Raw genomic sequence first — 19,799 nt, forward strand, 5'->3', positions numbered from 1 at the left:
TTTAATTATTAGTAACTTACAAAAATAGCGCAATTAGTATGCGCTATTTTGGTGCGTAAATTTTACATACAGTGCAAAATTAATCAGTTTCTGGTTCGGCTTTTGGCAATACTAGGTTAAGTACAATACCTAAAATGGCGCACAAGCTAACCCCTTCTAAGCTAAATTGGCTACCCCCAATATGCATACCGCCAATACCGCATACTAATATAAGTGCCACAATACTTAAATTACGGGGTGCAGTTAAGTCATCACCAGATTTAACCAACGTATTTAAGCCCACTACTGCAATTGAGCCAAACAACAAAATCATTATGCCACCCATCACAGGTACAGGAATTGTTTGTAAACCAGCGCCCATTTTTGCCACAAAGGCCAGTACCACAGCAATTATGGCTGTCCACATCATTACTTTAGGGTTAAAGTTTTTGGTCAGCATCACTGCGCCAGTTACTTCAGAGTAAGTAGTGTTTGGCGGACCACCAAATAAAGAGGCAGCGGCAGTGGCTAAGCCATCACCAAATAAGGTGCGATGTAAGCCTGGTTTTTTTAAAAAGTCTTTATTGGTTACTTGGCTAATAGCCATCATATCGCCAATATGCTCAATAGCAGGTGCAATGGCAACAGGTACCATAAAGAGAATGGCTTGCCACTTAAATTCGGGCCATGTGAAGTTTGGTACAGCCAACCAGCTCGCTTCGTTTACGCTACCAAATTCAACCACACCCATTACCAGTGATAAAACATAACCTGATATAACACCGGCTAATATAGGGATCAGCTTATATACACCTTTGCCCCACACAGCAAAAATAAGTGTTACAACAAGAGAAAACAGCGAAATAATAATGGCTTTATCGTAAGCAATAAGTTCAATACTGCCGTCGCCACTTTTACCCATTGCCATATTTACCGCAACCGGTGCAAGGGCTAAACCAATCACCATAATAACGGGGCCGACGACCACAGGCGGCAAAATTTTATGAAGAGTTGCCACCCCTTTAAATTTAACCAATAGCGCTAACAGCATATAAGCACAGCCCGCTGCCATTAAACCACCCATGGTGGCTGGTACGCCCCACATTTGTACTGAGGCAATAATAGGCGCAATAAACGCAAATGATGACGCTAAAAATATAGGCACCTTGCCTTTCGTCACTACCTGAAATAATAAAGTACCTATACCCGCTGTAAACAAAGCGACACTTGGGTCAAGCCCCGTTAATAAAGGCACTAACACTAACGCACCAAATGCTACAAACAACATTTGGGCGCCGGTTAAAATGGTTTTTATAGAAAATGTAGAATTATTTTGCACTGTTAAACCTTAGTAAACCGTACCGAAAATTTTGTCACCTGCATCGCCAAGCCCTGGGATAATGTAACCCTTTTCATTTAAATGGCTATCAACTGAGGCAGTAAAAATCTCAATATCAGGGTGAGCGGCTAATGTTTTTTCAACGCCCTCAGGTGCAGCAACCAGTACAATTACTTTAATGTCTTTACAGCCTGCTTTTTTAAGCATATCGATAGTAGCAATCATTGAGCCGCCAGTTGCAAGCATTGGGTCTATAACTAAGCTTAAGCGCTCATCAATATTGCCTACTAACTTTTCAAAGTAAGGTACTGGCTCAAGCGTTTCTTCGTTACGCTCAAGGCCCACTACACTTACCTTAGCCGCTGGGAGTAATGACATTACGCCATCCATCATGCCAAGGCCTGCGCGTAAAATAGGCACAACAGTAATTTTTTTGCCTTTAATGTGCTCTACTTTTAATTTGTTGCCGTCCCAGCCAGTAATTTCGTTATCTTCTAACTGTAGGTTTTTAGTTGCTTCGTAGGTTAATAAAGTACCTACCTCTGAGCATAATTCACGAAAGCTTTTAGTACTTATACCGTGAGCGCGCATTAAGCCTAATTTGTGTTGAACTAGAGGGTGTGAAATTACGTGAATTGACATGATAAAAACCTACTGATACAAGAATTGTCGGTATTTTATATTAAAAAAGGTCATTTGACCTGCAATTTTAAATAAGTTTTCATAGATCGTGCCAAAATGCATTGATTTGCTTGATATTTATGCAAGCGACACACTACTTTATGTTTATAAATTGTTATCTGATAACGTTAAATTTACTTGCGCCATCATGTAGCTATTTATTTTAAAATGAGTTGGGCTCCAGCCCGCTAAAAAACGATAAAAATCGGCCCAAGCTAATGGCCATAATGCATGCCACTTTGCAATCACGTCATCAGCATTTATTTGCGGTTGATACACTAAAAGCGCATTTTTTAATTGGCTAAAGTAGTAACGTAAATACTCATCGGCGCAGGTATGTAATTGCTCGTTGCTTAAGCAGCTGGTCATAAAATACATTACATCGCAAATCCCTACCCCAGCCCCTGCATACTGAAAGTCATAAGCGAGTATTTCACTTTGCTCATTTGCAGCAAAATTGGCAAGCTTAGCATCGCCATGTATCAAGGTTTTGTAGTGTGATGCTTGCAGTGTTTTATCAATTTTATGAGCCGCATTTTTAATATCGGACTTTTTGTCAGCGCTTTGTTTTAACTTATTAAACTCATCTGGCCGTGTGCTCAAATGCCAATAGTTCCCTTGTTGCCATAAGCCCTTTGCGGGCTTATTTAAATTAAAGGCATGAAAATGGGCTTGCCACGTAAGTATTGGTTTTATGTCAAGCGCACTTGCTTGAGCAAAACCATGTTGCGTAAAGTTTTTAAACACTAACGCATAATCATCACCATCATTAATTGCATTAATACAGGTAATACTTTTAGCGCTTGTCGGTAAGTACGCGCTGTATAACCTATAAAAATTATATTCAACTTTATAAGACTGCTGCTTTCTCTTTAATGCAAATTCGCTTTGCTTAATTTTTGGATGGTTTATGTGGCGTGGTATTTTAATCGCTTTAATAACACATGGCTCAGCATCAAGTATGCACTCGACAATACTGCCACACCCGCTCCAAAGCGATGTTAGCGTATCGCCCATTTCAATGTGTTTAAAATGAGGCTGTAAAAGAGGAAGGTAAAATGCCATAGCTATATTAAGTCATTAAGTTTTTTATAGTTTAACATTAGAAGGTATTTTTAATAAAACGATAGCATCCATAGCCCCTTTCTTTTTAAAGTGACACCCACCTTAATTTCTACAAAGTGAATTACAAAAAGTTAAAGTTACCTAATGAATTTATGTTTTTTAACTGTCCAAAAATAATTTGAGTTTTAAAATAGAGGTATTACTAAATAAAGCTCAAATGCCAGCCACAAAAAAACCTACATTATGTAGTTGGAGTGCTCAAAAAGTGATTTGGCTCTAAGCGAATAACTTTGCGCAGTTACTGATATTCGCTCGCCGCTTTCGGTTTAAGTTTTCGCAATACCCTTCTTGTGAGGCTGGCCTGCCCACTGCACCATGAAATATGCGCGTAAATTGTGTGGTGAGTTTTAACCAGTTTTCTGATGATATATTAAGCCTTTCTAGCAAAGGAAGGGTCATATTATCTATATGCCCTTGCTTATCTTCTCGCATTACTCGCCCTGTTAGCTCAACGAGTTCAAGGTACGATTTAAGCTCAAACGGCAGCCCTTTTGGCATTACTTGACGTGACATGCCTGCAAAGCGAAGTAGTTGTTTTGGCTGCTTGCCTTCTTTTGCACATATTAAGCGTACTTGAGCGCTGGTATGGTCTGACTCTTCTGGCGTGTTAGCCATCTTGGCTCTAATAGGGTTTAAATCTACATAGGCCATACACGCTGTAATTGCGGCTTCATCAAGTAAAGCTTGCGATTTGAATCTCCCCTCCCAGAACCTCCCTGTGCAATTATCGTCTTTATTTGCTCTACGCGCTATATCTTCATTTAACAGGCGCATAAACCAGCTAATACTTGCTAAACGTTCTCGGTATTGTTTTACCGTTTGGTTGAAAAAGATGAGTTCAACTTTACTTAGCTTCTCGCCTTGTATGTATTTTTGCGTTAACAATGTGCCTTTACAGAGTTTATGCCAGCGAATAACAATCGCTTTATCATTCAGCCTATTTGCTTTTTTATCATCTACATACAGTACTAAATGGGTGTGATTGCTCATTACGGCATAAGCGCACACATCAATACAAAATACCCTAGCTAATTCACCCAGCTTATCTTCAACCCATCCTCGTCGATGCTCGTAAGATTGACCAGTGAAACGGTCTTCGCCACATAAAAATGCACGACGAACACACCGTGAAACACAATGATAGTATTTTGTATCAACCAAACTTACTTGTCGCTTTCTTGCAATTGCCATAAGACACTCTGCTTATTTTTCGCACTAAATAAAAGCTAGCCTTTAATTGCGTTAAGTGCAAAATTTAAGATGGGTGTCTAGTTTATTATTGCTCTAAATAAAAGCTAGCCTTTAATTGCGTTAAGTGCAAAATTTAAGATGGGTGTCTAGTTTATTATTGCTAAATAAGGGCTAGGCTTAAACTTCAAAAAGTGCAAAATTTAGGATGGGTGTCTTGTTTATTTTTCGCTGAATTGACTTGTTAGAGGCACGGATCTTCAGAGCTTAAAATCTCTGCGTACCACTTTTCTTTGTAGAGAGCTTCAATTGCACCACACTCGAGTTCATCATTTAAATAAACAGGAAATTTTTCCCAGTAACTAATTTCAAGACCTCCACCAGATACTGCAATACCTCTCCTGTTTATCAATATACTCGCAACAAAATTTCCATCATCGAATGTATGCGCAACAGCTAGAACAACACCAAGGCTTGTTAGCTTACTTTGTATTTCTTTTATTTTGGTTTCTTGAGACGAATTGTTTTCACAGTTTTGACTGATATATTTCATTGAGCCGAGTTCAACTCTACGTAAACATTTGTCGCTCTTAAATAATTCAACGATAGAAGTTATTTCAGTTTCATTTACCTTAAACCAGTCATCAACATCACTGATTTCCATATCAACACCTTCTGTACCACATCCTGATAGCAAGAATAGGGCTAGAAAAATGGTTGCTAACTTCATAGTGCCTCTAACGCCCGCATAAGTGGCGCATAAAAGCTTGGCTATACTAAGCGAAGAATGAGCGCAGCCAAGCTTTTTGCGTCCGCCCTTAATGCGTTTGTTATATGTTTGAGCGCTTAATTTCATTTAATGTGTTTACAACACTAGAAACTTTTTGAAACGCATTGTTTGCGTATGCAATGACAAAAAAGTTACCTCTTTTATTGTTTAAGCCTAAAAGTTTATTTGTTAGATCTGTTTTTCGAAAGTGTAAATCAATATCAGCTTGTGAAATATTTAACTCTATTGTAATTCCTTTTACCTGACCATGAAGGGTTTCACTTTTTATAATACCCACATTTTCCTATGCAACATTAAGAGACGACTGATTATTAACTTCATCGAATGAAGTTGGGAAACTTATCCCTCGATTGTCTGCTGAAAAGTAAACCCAACCACGCCAGTTACTTGGCTTTAAAGCCGGGAACATGAAGATCAAACCTAACATAACAAAAATGTATTTAAAAACTACAGGAGAATTACCTGCCCAATTACCATAAGTGTAAAAAGCAAACAGCATCAAACAAGATACAGCCAGATAACAAAAGCAAATTAACTTAGCTCCCCATGGAGGTGTTTCATATTTAAACATTTGATTTTCTTTGAATATGCACCAATATCAAGAAACATATAACTTTCCAATAACGGGCGCAGGCACGTGGGGCATAATGGCGAAGCCGCCCCGCGTGTATGCGTCCCAGCGAACGCAGTGAGTGCGTTTATTGGCTTGTTAGTTGCCACGCTAATACATCCTAGAGTAACAGCTAAAATTGCGCACAACGCTTACTCACTTTTGACGAATAACTTTTTGAAAAGTTCTTCTGATTTGGCAAGACCTTCTTCAGTTAAAACAACAGACTTAGATTTGCCAACAGGATCGTGAATATATCCTTTTTCATAAAGCCGATCGGTGATACTCCAATCTATTTGTTTCCAAGCCCTACCAAACTTGTCATGAAGAGTAAGGTAAAACAGAGCAAGTGCCGCTTCATCGATTTTATCTTCATCTATTTCCACTGCTGTCTCCATTTTCATATGGCTACTAACGCTTTGCTAAGCGGCTAAAAATGGCTGGCTATAATAGCGAGGAACGAAGCACAGCCAGCTGTTTGTGTCCGTTTAAGCAACTTGTTAAGTGCCGTTTACTCGAAAGCTAAACAACCACTTTTTGACAGTAAAGTATTAGTAGGTGTAATTAAAGCCCATTCAGGATCACCTTCTACTGTAGAGAATGAACACACCCAAGTATTGTCAGTTAACTCGACAACGACTTCAGGGAGCCTAGATTGAAATGAAATATTAGAAAGAAATAAACCGTTTAATGTCGCTAAATGATTTTTAAAAGCACTTTCTTCCGACCAACTACCAAAAGCAATTTGATTACCTTTTTCAACTCTCCAACTCCATTCGATCATAATTGTTAGATCATCTACTTCTAAGAAAATGGCACTACCATGACCTTGACGGACACGACTAACCACTTTTCCAATATAAGGTTCAATGAATTCTCTTATGTCATTTTCGGAAATTATGCTCATAAATCCTTTAGGCATTTAACAATTTTGTCTACGACATTTGTCGTTTTATAAACCGACAAATGTCCATATATTACAACGCATTTATCTTAACCATCAAATAAACACCTGTAAACAATTAGTTAACTGATAATTATTTTTAATCAGTGCGAAAATACACCGAAATGGTGGAGATCAGTAATATTGGACAAAACAATATGCACTGTCTATATATACAGTTAAATTTTGCTAGAGATTCATATCATGAAATCACCTTTTTTAACTATGATAGCCGAACAAATGTATCTAAAGCATTATGCTAAAAGTACCATCAAAGCGTATTTATACTGGATAGCTTCGTTTATTCGTTTTAACTCTATGAGGCACCCAACAACGATGGGAGATAATGAGGTCGAACTTTTTTTAAATCATTTAGTCAACCAACAAAATGTTGCTCCTAATACTCAAACACAAGCCTTAAATGCGTTGAGCTTTTTATTTAAAGTATGGAAAATAAACTAAACAGCTACTCTAATTGAACAAGCAAAACGACCATCAAATGAGCCACCATTAGCCCTGCCTCTATATTACACACATAAAAAAGCCCCGCTTGGTTTTAAACAAACGAGGCTCCACACTAATTTTTTAATCAAGAATAAAAGCGCCGATACAGCGGGCGCTTTGCATCATTGAATTTTATTGATTAACTACACTTTTAAGTGGGTTAACTGGTTGAGCGTTGTCATCAAGTAAGTTCATGTCAAAGTCGAACTCATCAACGCGAATCGCTTTTTCACGTTTTTTGTTGTAATCAATTAGTTGCGCATGTTCATCCGCAGTAATTACATTTGCCGCTAATGCGTTATCTAGCGTAATGGCAAAACGTGTACCTGGTTTAATTGTTTTAGCGCGCAGCGCTTTTTTAACTTTAGCCAGCTCAACAAGTGATGCCATTTTAGCTTTATAAGCTTGCTCGTTTATGTGATGACCGTCACCTTCTACAGGCTTAACTAAATGCGTAATTTGCGCTTTAAATGCGGTATCAAGCTGTGCTTGTTTTGCTAATTCACGAATTAAGTCGTCGCTAATTTTTGGCATTTTAGTTGAGTAGTTCATTGTTACAAAACGAATAAACTTACGAGTACCACTTGCAGGGAAGTTATCTAAAAACTTATGCAGTGCTTCTTCAGCGCTTTGTAGTGCAAAACGTGTCGCATAGTGGAAGTACGGCGCTGCTTGCTCGCGCTCGCTGCTTGCTACTTTTTGCTCGTAATACTTAATTGATGCCATTGCCGCGTATAAAAAGCTCATTACATCGCCTAAACGTGCTGATAGCATTTCAGCCTGCTTTAACTTACCGCCAAGTACGAGTAACGAGAAGTCAGCATACACTGCTAATTTTGCAGATAGTTTATGCACGGCTTTTTCGTATTCACGTACTTCGGGTAATGCAGAGTTTGCACTTGCAGTAAATGGTAAAACACCTAAACGGAACGCACGTAAGCTATTTGCTGTGCTGTAACCAATTGTTTTACGCAAAATGCCGTTAAACTCTTTATCTGCACCTTTATCTTCACTATGGATTGATTCAACCATAGATTGTAAATAAGGGTGACAACGCATAACACCTTGACCAAAAATCATCAGGTTACGTGTAAGAATGTTCGCGCCTTCTACTGTAATTGCAATAGGCTGTGCTACGTAACCGCTTGCAAGGGTATTTTGTGGGCCATTTTGAATCGCTTTACCCGCTTGAATATCCATTGCAGAGTCTAATACGTCGCGGCCAAGCTCGGTCATGTGGTATTTAGCTATTGCTGTAACAACCGATGGTTTTAAGCCCATGCCTAGGCCTTCAGTTGTCAGTACGCGCATTGCTTCTTGAAGGTATGTTTTACCTGCAATGTCTGCTAGCTTTTCCTGAATACCTTCAAATTGACCAATTGCTAAACCAAACTGCTCACGCACTGCTGCGTATTCAGATGCTGATTTAAACGCCACTTGTGATGTACTTACACCTAGTGCAGGTAATGAAATACCACGCCCTGCGCCTAAACAGCTAACCAGCATTTGCCAACCACGACCGATGTTTTTCTGGCCACCAATAATAAAGTCCATTGGTACAAATACTTTGTTACCACGTGTAGTACCGTTATAAAAACGAATACCCATTGGGTCATGGCGGTTGCCAAGCTCTACACCTGGGTGATCTTTAGGAATAAGCGCACAGGTAATACCTAAGTTTTCTTTGCCGCCTAGTAAACCTTCTGGATCCACTACTTTAAATGCTAAACCAAGTACCGTAGCGATTGGTGCCAGTGTGATATAACGCTTATCCCATGTGATCTCAAGGCCAAGTACTTCTTCGCCGTTGTACATGCCTTTGGTGACAGTACCAATATCTGGAATGCCACCTGCATCAGAGCCCGCCTCTGGGCTTGTTAAAGCAAAACATGGAATGTCTCTGCCGTTTGCTAAACGCGGTAAGTAATGCGCTTGCTGCTCTTGTGTACCAAAGTGAAGTAATAATTCACCTGGCCCTAAAGAGTTAGGAACCATAACAGTTACCGCTACTGCAGAGCTTTTAGTTGCAATGGTTGCCACAATAGTTGAGTTTGCATAAGGGCTAAACTCTAAACCGCCAAACGATTTAGGAATGATAAGCGAGAAGAAACGCTCTTTTTTCAAAAATTCTAATATGTCATCTGGTAAGTGAATACCGTTTTGAATAACTGAATCGTCAATCATGCCTAGTAGCTCTTGTACTGGGCCATCTAAGAATGCTTGCTCGTCTGCACTTAGGGTAGCAGCCGGCACATCGCGTAGTGCGCTAAAATCTGGCTTACCTTGATAGATAGACCCTTCTAACCACACATCACCCGCGTCTAGCGCTTCTTGTTCAGTGATTGAAATACTTGGTAATACTTTTTTTAATTTTGTACGTAAACTCATGATTGAACTCATCCGACCAGATAAATAATACCTACATTACGTCATAAAAATCAGTTTAGATCAATTACTCTATTCAATTAATTAACAGTTTTTTCAATTTATTTTCTTTACGGTGACGTAAACTGTTGAAACTAAAAGGCTTACACTTGTGCGCTGAAATACCTCTATTTGGCAACAATTAAGCCCCATACTCATAAAAAGCTATTTTTTAAAATAAGGTGGGCAACGTTAATTGCTTATTTGCACAACGTGTTTGCCTGTAAAGCCACCCGCTATTTGGTTATTTAAGGCAGCACTGACTGAGTCAGCAGTAAAGTCAACCGCAGTGATTGCCGGTGTTTTAATATCGCCCGATAGCGCGCCTTCAAGCAATAAATTGCCCATAAAACTTAAGCGCTGCTGTGCACATAAACTATTGGCAAGCCACGCACCACCAATAGACACCACACTAATATTAGGCGCTCGGTGGTACATTAAATCTTGATCAAAATGAGGCAGCGAGTTTAAACACGCGATACGCCCGCAAAAGCGCATTAATTCAATATTTCTAAGCGTTGATTCACCGCCCATGGTATCAATTACAGCATCAAACCCTTGCGGGCCAAGCTCGCGGCGAATTTTGTCGCGTAACTTTTTGTCGTTATAATCAAATACCACATCGGCACCTAGCTGCTTTACCAGCTTGTGATTACGCTTTGAAGCGGTGGTAAATACATCGGCACCGCGTTGTTTAGCATATTGAATGGCAAACTGCCCTACCGCACCAGAGCCACCTTCGATTAGGATTTGGTCGCCCTCAGTAATTGCAATTTTATCTAAGCTAATAAGGGCGGCCATACCAGCACACGGTAACGTAGCAGCCTTTGCAGGGCACAGCCCATCGGGCACAACCGATACAGCAAAGTTAGGCACCGTGGTGTATTCACTCAGTACCCCTTGCTCGCCAATATTGGCATGCCACATTACTCGTTCGCCAACCCCAGGAAACACACCTTTGTTAGCTTTAACTACCACACCAACGGCGTCTAGGCCTAAAATATGAGGGTATTGCCACTTACAAAATCCCGTTTTAGCAAAATAGGCATCAGCAGGATTGAGGCCTACATACTCAAGCTTTACCAACAATTCGTTGTCGGCGCACTCGGGTATATCAACCTCAACATCTTGCAAGCGTATTTGCTCATCTGGTTGTGATAAAACAATAGCGCGCATTGTTTGTAAGGGGCTGCCTTGATGTGATAATTCAGTATTGCTCATTCAATTAACTCTACCTATTTTGTACTGCTCAGTGCATAGCTCCATTGGCCGTTAAATGCCTGATAAGCATTCACTTTAGCAAGCAATGTAGCAATAGTTGTGTCAACAGCGTTTTCTTGTGCCATTAAAACATCCTGGCGTGCATCTAACAACTCTAAGTACGGTATTTGGCCTTCTTCGTACATCGCCTGTGCTTGTAAAAATGCTTTATTTGCAAAGCCATAGCGCTGTTTAGCATAACGCTCTTGCTGTTGTTGATTGACCAACATTTGCAATGAAAGTTCACTTTGAGTCACCGCATTTAATACTATTTGCTGATAGTCGCTGTAGGCAGCTTCACTTAAAAACTGCTGTGCGTCGCGCTGAGCAAGGAGTGCGGGGTAACTTAATATTGACCATTGCAACTGGGGGGCTACTTGCCATTGCTGATCAGTATTTTTTAAGCCCGTGCTGTCTATGCTCACTACGCCTGCAAAGGCTGATAAGCTAATATCAGGTAGTAAGGCTTTACTTGCCGCCACACTTAAGCTGTTGGCTTGGCTAAAATCATACAATGCACGGCTTATATCAGGGCGAAGGGCAATGGCGCTATTGGCATTTTTAAGCGCAACGCTAAAGCTTTGCTCCAGCAGGTTTTGCTCATTGTCTATCGCAATGTCTTGCGCAAGCTTACCTGTAAGCACCGCTAAAGTTGATAAGTCGCTGTATTTAGCATACTCAATAGCGGGCATTAGGGCTTCTTGCTGCCTAAGCTGTGCCATAGTACGGTTTAGGTCAAGCTCGTTGGCAACGCCTTCATCTACACGTGCTTGAAGTACCTCAATGCTTTGCTCTAATGCGTTAATTTGCATGGCTATGATGTGTTGTTTTTCAACATTACCTTGATAGCTTACAAACCCTTTAACAACAGACGATACCACTTCAATTTGCAGTGAACGTACTTGCTCGGCTTGGCTCATGGCCGATGCATTTGCAGCATCAACCAAAGCAGTAATACGGCCAAATAAATCTAACTGCCAATCAAGCGCTATGTTAGCACTCGATTGACGGTCAAACACACTCGGTGCATCGCTTCGTGCTGCGCCAATATTTACCCCGCCTTGGGGTAAATATTGCGCTTTTTGCTCACCAAGTCGGGCAAGGGTACTTTTGAGCGTTAATTGGCTTGTTTGCAAATTGTAGTTATTGGCAAGTGCGCTATTAACCAAAGCATTTAGCTGCTTTGATTCTAACTTGTGCCACCAATTTGTTTCATCTGCAATGGCAACATTGCTGGCAATATTTGCTTGAGCTACAAAATCGTTAATAGCGTTTTGCTCGCTTTGTGTATCTATTTTGCTAGCGCAACCAGATAAAAAAGCAGCCACTAACACAGCACTTAACGTTAAGCGCGTTTTGATAGGTTTAGCGATTAAATTAGTCATGCGATATCCCCTTTGCTTTTTGCTGCTTTTTCACAACTAACATGTAAAACACGGGCGTAAATAATAAGCCAAACACCGTTACGCCTATCATGCCTGCAAACACCGCGTTACCCATTGCGTGGCGCATTTCGGCACCTGCCCCCGTTGCAAGTACTAGTGGTACAACCCCTGCTGTAAAGGCAATTGAGGTCATTAATATTGGGCGTAAACGCATACGACACGCCGCTAATATTGCCTCAAAGTGCGTTAACCCACCGCCGTGTTGGTCGCGGGCAAATTCTACCATTAATATGGCGTTTTTAGAGGCAAGTGCCACCAGTACAATTAATGCAATTTGAGTAAATATATTATTGTCTGAGCCTACAAACCACACACCTAATAGTGCTGAGAAAATAGTCATAGGTACAATTAATATTATGGCCAGTGGCAAACGTAAACTTTCGTACTGCGCAGCAAGCACCATAAATACAAGCAACACAACTAATGGGAATACATAAACCATGGTGTTACCTGCAAGTACTTGTTGGTACGTTACTTCTGTCCACTCGTACTCAATACCTGTTGGCAGGTTGTCGGCTAATATTGTTTCAATAGCAGTTTGTGCCTGATCAGAGCTATAACCGGGGGCTGGGCTGCCGTTTAGTTCTGCACTTGGGTAACCGTTGTAATGCATTACACGGTCAGGTCCTATTGTTGGTGTAACTGTAAGTACCGAGCCAAGCGGCACCATATTTCCTGCACTGTTACGTACTTTTAGGTTAAGGATTTGCTCAGGGTCAAGACGAAAATCAGCATCAGCTTGCGCATTAACCTGATAAGTACGACCAAACATATTAAAGTCATTCACATACACAGAGCCTAGATATATTTGTAATGCGTCAAATACTTCATCAAGAGGAATACCTTGAATAAGTGCTTGCTCGCGGTCTATATCAATATCCATTTGTGGTACTTGAATGCGAAAGCTTGAATATAAGCCCATTAACGCGGGATCTTGCTGCGCCTTACCAATAATGGTTTGCAAACTATTAAATAGTGCATCAAAGCCTTTATTTGCTCTATCTTCAATTTGCAGCTTAAAGCCACCTGTTGTGCCTAAGCCTTGAATTGGCGGTGGCGGAAATACAGCTACAAACGCTGCATCAATAGCTGCAAAACGCTGATTTAACTGCGCGGCAATTGCCATCGCTGATTGACTAGGGTCGGTACGTTTATCAAAGCTCTCAAGTGGCGTAAATACAATGCCGCTATTTGGGCTATTAGTAAAACCGTTTACCGATAAGCCTGGAAACGCCACGGTGTGTGCAACGCCTGGTACTTCTAATGCTATTTTTTGCATTTGCGAGAGCACATCTTCGGTACGGTCTAAACTGGCTGCATCTGGCAGTTGCGCAATCGCAACTAAATATTGCTTATCTTGCTGTGGAATAAAGCCACCGGGTACGGTATCAAACAATTTAATTGTACCGCCCACCAGCGCAACATAGGCCACCATAACAATAACGCTCATACGTATAAGCTTTTGTACCAGCTTTTCGTAGCCTTTAGCACCACGGTCAAACACGCGGTTAAACGGTTTAAATAACCACGCACCAAACAGTTTATTAAGTAAACGCGTGAATGCATCTGGTTTTGCATCGTGCGACTTTAATAATAATGCCGATAGCGCAGGCGACAGGGTTAAGGAGTTAAACGCCGAAATAACAGTCGAAATAGTAATTGTTAGTGCAAATTGCTTATAAAACTGACCCGATAAACCGGTAATAAATGCAGTAGGAATAAATACCGCACACAGCACTAACGCTATCGCAATAATTGGCCCGGTTACTTCGCTCATAGCAACACGTGTTGCCTCTAAAGGCGAAAGCCCTTGTTCTATATTTCGCTCTACGTTTTCAACAACAACTATCGCATCATCAACTACAATACCAATTGCCAGTACCAAGCCAAACAGCGAAAGAGTATTAATAGACACGCCTAGCCATTGCATTACAGCAAACGTTCCTATTAACGAAATTGGCACCGCAATCAATGGAATAATAGACGCGCGCCACGTTTGTAAAAATACAATAACCACAATTACAACTAATACAATGGCTTCAAGTAGCGTTGCTATAACCGCATCTATTGAACCACGTACAAACACAGTGGGGTCGTAAACAATGTCGTACTCAACCCCTGCCGGAAAATCTTGTGATAAACGCGCCATGGTTTCGCGTACTTGATCAGAGAGCTCAATTGCATTTGAACCTGGGCGCTGAAACACTGGCATTGCAAGTGCTGGCTGGTTATCAAGCTCTGCACGAAGTGCATAGGTATCTTGGCCTAAATCAACACGGGCTACATCAGACAAACGCGTTAATTGCCCCTGTTCGCCCACTTTAATAATGACCTTTTCAAACTCTTCAACACTGTTTAAACGCCCTTTTACGTTTAACAAAATTTGAAATTGGCTGTCGTTAGAAATTGGCTGTGCACCTAAGCTACCCGCTGCAACTTGCTGATTTTGCGAGCGCAAAGCAGCCACAACATCGGTGGCTGTAAGCTCACGCGCTGCTAATGCATCTGGGTTTAACCAGACACGCATAGAGTACTTACCACCACCAAATAAACGAATATCGCCTACACCCGGTAAACGGGCAATTTCATCTTTAATATGAATGTCGGCATAGTTAGATAAATACGCTGTGTCGTGGCTGTTTTCAGGCGAGTATAAATGCACCACCATGGTTAAATCGGGTGATGATTTTTCGGCTACTACACCTAAGCGCTGCACCTCTTCGGGCAAACGTGGTAATGCACTGTTTACACGGTTTTGTACTTGTACTTGTGCACGGTCTAGGTCGGTGCCTAATGCAAACGTTACCGTTAATGTCATGCGGCCATCGCTGGTACCTTGCGAAAACATATACAGCATGTTTTCGGTGCCGTTAATTTCTTGCTCAAGCGGCGTTGCCACAGTTTGCGCTATAACGGTAGGGTTAGCACCTGGGTAATTTGCTGTTACCACAACAGTGGGTGGCACAACTTCTGGGTATTCACTTACAGGAAGTTGAAACAGTGATATACCACCAGCAATTAAAATAACCAACGACAGCATGGCTGCAAATATTGGTCGCTGAATAAAAAAGTGTGAAAATTTCATCGATAAACCTTATTGCTTAGCCATTAACTGGGCGTTGTCGTTTGACAGTGTAAAGGCAACCCCATCGGTATCAATTGTGACTGTATTAGGCGAAATAGGCATACCTGGGCCTACACGTGCAGGGCCATTTACCGCAATAATATCGCCTTCGTTTAGGCCAGCAGTAACAGCGCGTAACGCACCATAGCGCTCGCCTACTTCTATTAATTTGTATTCAAGCACGTTGTTTTCGCCAACGGTTAACACAAAGCGATTTTTTAAATCGGTGCCAATAGCACGCTCAGGAATAATTACTTTTTCGCTCACTTCGTTTGCTGCCAATTTAACGCGAGCAAAAGAACCTGCACGTAATTGATTGTTATCTTGTTCAAATACCGCACGTACACGTAAAGTACCCGTTGCTGAATTAATTTGGTTATCAATAAAATTAATATAGCCTTGGTAAGCAAACTCTTTTTGCCCTACTTTTTGCATAACAACTGTTTGGCGGCTTTGTGCGGTTACATCGTTAAAGGCGCTATTCCAAGTACGCTCATCAACATCAAAGTAGGCATACATCGCTTTATTAGAAACAATTGACGTTAATACACTTTGACCCGCTAATACGTTATTACCTTTGGTAATATTTGCGCGTGAGATAACACCATCAATCGGCGAAACTACTGATGTAAATTCTAAATCGAGCTTTGCAGAGGTAAGCTGTGCTTGCAGCGCTGCCAGTTGTGCTTCGCGCTGGCGAAGCGTTGAGGTACGCGCCTGTGCTTGTTCTGTTGAAATAGCTTTACGTTCTAATAAGCGCACTGCTCGTTTGTCTTCACTTTTAGCTTGTTCAAGTGCAGCTTCTGCGCTGTGTATTTGCGCTTCTAGGCTTGCTACAACTGCTGCAAAAGGGCGCTCGTCAAGTTGAAACAACACATCGCCTTGCTTAACAACATCACCTTCTTTAAATTCAATGCTATCAATCACCCCAGATACACGCGGCATTAACGCAACTTCTTGCGGCGATTCTAAACGCGTGGTGTAGGTGTGCCAGCTTTGTACTGGTTTAATTAAAACTTGTGCTACATCGATAGGTTGTAATTGTTGTTGCTGCGCATTTGGTGCGCTCTCATCGGCACAGCCCGCTAAGGATAGAGTTGCCGCAGCTAATGCAGCAGCAATTAAATGTTTATTCATGAAGACGCTCCTTTATTTATTTACCTGGCATGTTACGGACTATACTTGCGGACAAAAACCATAGATTTATAAATTCATTAATGCCAAAATGGCATCAATAGCATTTATTAGGTGATCATAATGGATACAACAAGCCGGCTTTTAATGCTGCTTGAAGTGGTAGAACAAGGCTCTTTTGCCAAAGCTGCAGAAATAAGAAACATAGACCGCTCTGTTATATCTAAACAAATCAGCCGGTTAGAGGACGAGCTAGGCGTTAGGTTATTAAACCGCACCACCCGTTCGTTTTCGTTAACGGCGGCGGGCGCAGAAATGATTAAAAAGGCGTCAGAGCTAAGAGAGCTACTTGGTGAAACCGTACGTATGGCCGAAAACTACCACTTAGAGCCACGCGGTGTGTTAAAGGTTACCTCGTCAACATTAATTGGTCGGCGTTATTTACAACCTGTGCTTAACGACTTTCAAAAACGTTTTCCACAAGTAGAAGTAGAGCTACGTTTAGACGATAGGCTAGTTGATATTGTATCTGAAGGGTTTGATTTAGCATTTAGAATTGGTGAGCCTAAAGACTCCTCATTAATTGCCCGTAAAATTGCCCGTAACAGGCTGCTTATTGTAGCCGCCCCTGAATTTATAAAAACCTATGGTATGCCACAAACCATAGAAGAGCTGGTGCAGTTACCCGCTGCAAGTTATGCAAGTAACGCTATGCGCGTAGAAACCATAGATTACTACGATAGTAAAGGTGAGCCGTGCGAGCTAAAAATAAAAAGTGTGTACAGAGCAAACGACGCTGAAGTACTGCTAATGAAAGCTATTTCAGGGACTACCTACTTTGTTGCGCCAGCATTTATTATCGATAAAGAAATTACACAAGGTCAATTGGTGCCCATTTTAACGGATGTTAAGTTAAAAGAGTTTAGCCATATGTATGCGGTGTACCCACACAGAGACTTACCGGTAAGAACACGTTTATTTTTTGATGCAGTGAGAGAATACCTAGGTAAAGACAAACCAATTTGGGAAAACAACATCCCAAATTTTGAGCAAATGTACTAGCCTCGTACTTAGGCTAATTGAGGCTTTTCAATCAGGTTGGCATTTGCTTGAAAGTAAACTTTATTGCGGCCATATTCTTTTGCTTTATAGAGTTGTTTATCTGCTTTAATTACAAACTTTTCAAGCGTGTCGCCTTGGCGATACTTAACAACGCCGATACTGGCAGTTACATTTATTTTTAGCCCATCAATCTCAAATGCCGTATTGTTGAGTTTTTCTCTTATGGTTTCGGCCATTGCCAATGCATCACTTTGTGACGCAAAAGAGTGAAGTAAAGCAAACTCTTCCCCGCCCACTCTAAATACATACCCTTTTGCCAATACAACCCGTAATAAAGTGGCGACTTCAATCAGCACTTTATCCCCTACTGCGTGGCCATGGGTGTCGTTAACTTGTTTAAAAAAATCTAGGTCGAGTAAAAACAAATAAAGTTGCGACTTATCTTTAAGCTCTACTGCAAAGTAATGGTTCATTGATAAACGGTTTGCAGCCCCAGTAAGTGGGTCTAACAAGGCCAGATTTTTCAGCCGTTTAGACGATAAAGCACGGCTGCCTTCAAATACATGAGAAATGGCCCAAATGCTGATATAAACAAAGGCAAGATTTACACTGAAGTTAAGCGTTGTTAGAGGAAGTTGCGATGCTTTGGTTAATAATATGGCTCCCTGGAGTACAAACAACAAAGCCGATAATACAATGCCATAGCGCTTACCTAACAGTAGGTAATACAACACAGGTAACGCAAACGACCACACATACAAACCATTTATTGGCTTTGCTAAATAATTACCTAATACAATAACAAAGGTGACAAATATGCACATAACAACAGATTGCCATACTTCGAGTGCGTGTGTGTTTAAGCGGTGGTAGGTGTAGGCACAAAATACAGTGAGCGCTATTTCTAAATAGCCTAATAACGCAAAGTTATTTAAAAAAATATTAAACGCAGCAAAAAACAATGAGACAAAACCAAAACACAAGCACATCCATTTCAGAACGTTTCTTCTTAATGATTTAGTACTACTAAGTGCTGCTATATCCATTCAAAAAACTTAAAATAATAAAAAATTCAGTGTAACGCTAAAATTAAATATAACAAGTAGCTAAACAGGTAAAAACAGTCATTTTATCAAACTGTGTAGCGAAAACAGTAAACTCAGTAGCGAATTACACTACATTTACGCCTTTACCCACCTAACATAGATAAGTTTGTAGTGACCCCGGTGTTACCTTGGTGCAATAAGTGCGTTGGTTTTTTTGTTTTTATATAACGCGCTAACTGATCAATTAATGCCTGATTAGTGTTATCACTCATGTATTCTCTAAGTGATATACCCTGCTCAGAAAACAAACATAAATGCAGTTTCCCCAGTGATGAAATTCTTAGCCTGTTGCAGGTAGCACAAAAGTCACTACTGTAAGGCATTATTAACCCTATTTTGCCTAAATAATCAGGATGGAAAAACTCTTGCGCAGGCCCCGCCGTTACATCGCGTATAATGGGCTGCCAACCAGCGCGAAGCAACTGCTCTTTTATGGATTGACCTGATATATGGTTAGCATCAAAAAATGCTTTATTGTCGTTTGTTTGCATTAGCTCAATAAAACGCATCGTTACGGGCCTGTGCTTTAAATACGCTAAAAAAGGTTCAAGGGCACGGCCATTGTACTGTTTCATTAGTACGCTGTTTATTTTTACTGAATCTAAGCCGCTCTCTAGGGCCGTGTCTATTCCTTTCATAACCGTGGCAAACTTATCATTGCCGGTAATGGTATTAAACATACGTGGGTCTAGGCTGTCGATGCTAACATTTATTGCATTGAGCCCAGCGTGTACCCAATCTTTAACATGTTTATGCATCGAGTAACCATTTGTAGTGGCGGCTATTTTGGTAATACCTTGGGTGTCTTTTGCCGCACGAATTACATCTATAAAATCTTTTCTGAGGGTTGGCTCACCGCCAGTAATGCGTAACTTTGATATGCCATGATGAGCAAAGGCGTTTACGGTGTTGCTAATTTCGTTAAGTGAAAGGAAGTCTCGGTCGTGATCGCATTGATAACCATCCGGCAAGCAATACACACACTTAAAATTACATACATCAGTAATAGATAAACGCAGATAACTAAATTTTCGCCCTGCTGGGTCGACTAGCATAAAAAAGCCTTTAACATTTTAATAATTCAT

Annotated in this window: 18 protein-coding genes; 2 read left to right on the forward strand and 16 right to left on the reverse strand. The window is 40.9% G+C overall.

The window, feature by feature from the left end; genetic code table 11:
• Nucleotides 1-79: 79 nt before the first annotated feature.
• The 9 genes from SJY38_RS20110 to SJY38_RS20150 all read right to left on the reverse strand — a co-directional run bounded on the left by SJY38_RS20110 (nt 80) and on the right by SJY38_RS20150 (nt 6,619).
• Nucleotides 80-1,318, reverse strand: coding sequence for a uracil-xanthine permease family protein (locus tag SJY38_RS20110; RefSeq protein WP_054981874.1), 1,239 nt, complete (start codon nt 1,316-1,318; stop codon nt 80-82).
• A gap of 9 nt (nt 1,319-1,327) precedes the next feature.
• On the reverse strand, nt 1,328-1,960 hold the full coding sequence (gene upp, locus SJY38_RS20115) for a uracil phosphoribosyltransferase (RefSeq protein WP_004586497.1): 633 nt from the start codon (nt 1,958-1,960) through the stop codon (nt 1,328-1,330).
• 144 nt (nt 1,961-2,104) lie between these two features.
• Nucleotides 2,105-3,064, reverse strand: a complete 960-nt coding sequence (locus SJY38_RS20120; protein ID WP_286743213.1) for a phosphotransferase — start codon at nt 3,062-3,064, stop codon at nt 2,105-2,107.
• A gap of 276 nt (nt 3,065-3,340) precedes the next feature.
• Entirely contained in the window at nt 3,341-4,315 is a 975-nt protein-coding gene (locus SJY38_RS20125; protein WP_286743216.1) for a transposase, read from the reverse strand.
• Nucleotides 4,316-4,556: 241 nt separating this feature from the next.
• On the reverse strand, nt 4,557-5,042 hold the full coding sequence (locus tag SJY38_RS20130; protein ID WP_286743219.1) for a hypothetical protein: 486 nt from the start codon (nt 5,040-5,042) through the stop codon (nt 4,557-4,559).
• A 100-nt stretch (nt 5,043-5,142) separates the two neighbouring features.
• Nucleotides 5,143-5,379, reverse strand: coding sequence for a hypothetical protein (locus tag SJY38_RS20135; RefSeq protein WP_286743221.1), 237 nt, complete (start codon nt 5,377-5,379; stop codon nt 5,143-5,145).
• Nucleotides 5,380-5,385: 6 nt separating this feature from the next.
• Nucleotides 5,386-5,673 (reverse strand): hypothetical protein, encoded by a 288-nt coding sequence (locus tag SJY38_RS20140; RefSeq protein ID WP_286743223.1) that lies wholly within the window; start codon nt 5,671-5,673, stop codon nt 5,386-5,388.
• A gap of 191 nt (nt 5,674-5,864) precedes the next feature.
• The gene (locus tag SJY38_RS20145; protein ID WP_044056436.1) at nt 5,865-6,098 is read right to left on the reverse strand and encodes a DUF6429 family protein; all 234 of its coding nucleotides are present in this window, start codon (nt 6,096-6,098) and stop codon (nt 5,865-5,867) included.
• A 125-nt stretch (nt 6,099-6,223) separates the two neighbouring features.
• Complete coding sequence (locus SJY38_RS20150) at nt 6,224-6,619, reverse strand: hypothetical protein (RefSeq protein ID WP_138628008.1); 396 nt, start codon at nt 6,617-6,619, stop codon at nt 6,224-6,226.
• 240 nt (nt 6,620-6,859) lie between these two features.
• Between SJY38_RS20150 and SJY38_RS20155 the strand changes: the two genes are divergently transcribed.
• Nucleotides 6,860-7,117 carry a phage integrase N-terminal SAM-like domain-containing protein gene (locus tag SJY38_RS20155; protein WP_004588699.1) on the forward strand — a complete coding sequence of 86 codons (258 nt, stop codon included), beginning with the start codon at nt 6,860-6,862 and terminating at the stop codon, nt 7,115-7,117.
• A 174-nt stretch (nt 7,118-7,291) separates the two neighbouring features.
• On the opposite strand, the gene SJY38_RS20160 is transcribed toward SJY38_RS20155, so the two are convergent.
• The 5 genes from SJY38_RS20160 to SJY38_RS20180 all read right to left on the reverse strand — a co-directional run bounded on the left by SJY38_RS20160 (nt 7,292) and on the right by SJY38_RS20180 (nt 16,549).
• Entirely contained in the window at nt 7,292-9,547 is a 2,256-nt protein-coding gene (locus tag SJY38_RS20160; protein ID WP_004588700.1) for an acyl-CoA dehydrogenase, read from the reverse strand.
• Nucleotides 9,548-9,775: 228 nt separating this feature from the next.
• Nucleotides 9,776-10,804 carry a zinc-binding dehydrogenase gene (locus SJY38_RS20165; protein ID WP_248450333.1) on the reverse strand — a complete coding sequence of 343 codons (1,029 nt, stop codon included), beginning with the start codon at nt 10,802-10,804 and terminating at the stop codon, nt 9,776-9,778.
• Between the two features lie 14 nt (nt 10,805-10,818).
• On the reverse strand, nt 10,819-12,228 hold the full coding sequence (locus SJY38_RS20170; RefSeq protein ID WP_054981863.1) for a TolC family protein: 1,410 nt from the start codon (nt 12,226-12,228) through the stop codon (nt 10,819-10,821).
• On the reverse strand, nt 12,221-15,373 hold the full coding sequence (locus SJY38_RS20175) for an efflux RND transporter permease subunit (protein ID WP_377110675.1): 3,153 nt from the start codon (nt 15,371-15,373) through the stop codon (nt 12,221-12,223). The genes SJY38_RS20170 and SJY38_RS20175 overlap by 8 nt, the downstream gene beginning before the upstream one ends.
• 9 nt (nt 15,374-15,382) lie before the next feature.
• On the reverse strand, nt 15,383-16,549 hold the full coding sequence (locus tag SJY38_RS20180) for an efflux RND transporter periplasmic adaptor subunit (RefSeq protein ID WP_138579069.1): 1,167 nt from the start codon (nt 16,547-16,549) through the stop codon (nt 15,383-15,385).
• Between the two features lie 120 nt (nt 16,550-16,669).
• On the opposite strand from SJY38_RS20180, the gene SJY38_RS20185 reads away from it, so the two are divergent.
• Nucleotides 16,670-17,608: a LysR family transcriptional regulator gene (locus SJY38_RS20185; protein ID WP_004588705.1), complete on the forward strand. Its 939-nt coding sequence runs from the start codon at nt 16,670-16,672 to the stop codon at nt 17,606-17,608.
• A gap of 8 nt (nt 17,609-17,616) precedes the next feature.
• On the opposite strand, the gene SJY38_RS20190 is transcribed toward SJY38_RS20185, so the two are convergent.
• Together SJY38_RS20190 and moaA are read right to left on the reverse strand one after the other, a co-directional pair.
• Nucleotides 17,617-18,654, reverse strand: a complete 1,038-nt coding sequence (locus SJY38_RS20190; protein WP_171036114.1) for a GGDEF domain-containing protein — start codon at nt 18,652-18,654, stop codon at nt 17,617-17,619.
• 143 nt (nt 18,655-18,797) lie between these two features.
• Complete coding sequence (moaA, locus tag SJY38_RS20195; RefSeq protein WP_138579071.1) at nt 18,798-19,769, reverse strand: GTP 3',8-cyclase MoaA; 972 nt, start codon at nt 19,767-19,769, stop codon at nt 18,798-18,800.
• Nucleotides 19,770-19,799 lie beyond the last annotated feature (30 nt).

It is taken from the genome of Pseudoalteromonas sp. R86517 (assembly GCF_042466295.1).
GTDB lineage: Bacteria > Pseudomonadota > Gammaproteobacteria > Enterobacterales > Alteromonadaceae > Pseudoalteromonas > Pseudoalteromonas atlantica.

Excerpts from the sequence above, each read along its gene's own strand:
- upp (WP_004586497.1), bottom strand. The coding sequence starts at position 1,960 with ATGTCAATTCACGTAATTTCACACCCTCTAGTTCAACACAAATTAGGC.
- SJY38_RS20120 (WP_286743213.1), bottom strand. The coding sequence starts at position 3,064 with ATGGCATTTTACCTTCCTCTTTTACAGCCTCATTTTAAACACATTGAA.
- SJY38_RS20125 (WP_286743216.1), bottom strand. The coding sequence starts at position 4,315 with ATGGCAATTGCAAGAAAGCGACAAGTAAGTTTGGTTGATACAAAATAC.
- SJY38_RS20130 (WP_286743219.1), bottom strand. The coding sequence starts at position 5,042 with ATGAAGTTAGCAACCATTTTTCTAGCCCTATTCTTGCTATCAGGATGT.
- SJY38_RS20140 (WP_286743223.1), bottom strand. The coding sequence starts at position 5,673 with ATGTTTAAATATGAAACACCTCCATGGGGAGCTAAGTTAATTTGCTTT.
- SJY38_RS20150 (WP_138628008.1), bottom strand. The coding sequence starts at position 6,619 with ATGAGCATAATTTCCGAAAATGACATAAGAGAATTCATTGAACCTTAT.
- SJY38_RS20155 (WP_004588699.1), top strand. The coding sequence starts at position 6,860 with ATGAAATCACCTTTTTTAACTATGATAGCCGAACAAATGTATCTAAAG.
- SJY38_RS20160 (WP_004588700.1), bottom strand. The coding sequence starts at position 9,547 with ATGAGTTTACGTACAAAATTAAAAAAAGTATTACCAAGTATTTCAATC.
- SJY38_RS20165 (WP_248450333.1), bottom strand. The coding sequence starts at position 10,804 with ATGAGCAATACTGAATTATCACATCAAGGCAGCCCCTTACAAACAATG.
- SJY38_RS20170 (WP_054981863.1), bottom strand. The coding sequence starts at position 12,228 with ATGACTAATTTAATCGCTAAACCTATCAAAACGCGCTTAACGTTAAGT.
- SJY38_RS20175 (WP_377110675.1), bottom strand. The coding sequence starts at position 15,373 with ATGAAATTTTCACACTTTTTTATTCAGCGACCAATATTTGCAGCCATG.
- SJY38_RS20180 (WP_138579069.1), bottom strand. The coding sequence starts at position 16,549 with ATGAATAAACATTTAATTGCTGCTGCATTAGCTGCGGCAACTCTATCC.
- SJY38_RS20185 (WP_004588705.1), top strand. The coding sequence starts at position 16,670 with ATGGATACAACAAGCCGGCTTTTAATGCTGCTTGAAGTGGTAGAACAA.
- SJY38_RS20190 (WP_171036114.1), bottom strand. The coding sequence starts at position 18,654 with ATGGATATAGCAGCACTTAGTAGTACTAAATCATTAAGAAGAAACGTT.
- moaA (WP_138579071.1), bottom strand. The coding sequence starts at position 19,769 with ATGCTAGTCGACCCAGCAGGGCGAAAATTTAGTTATCTGCGTTTATCT.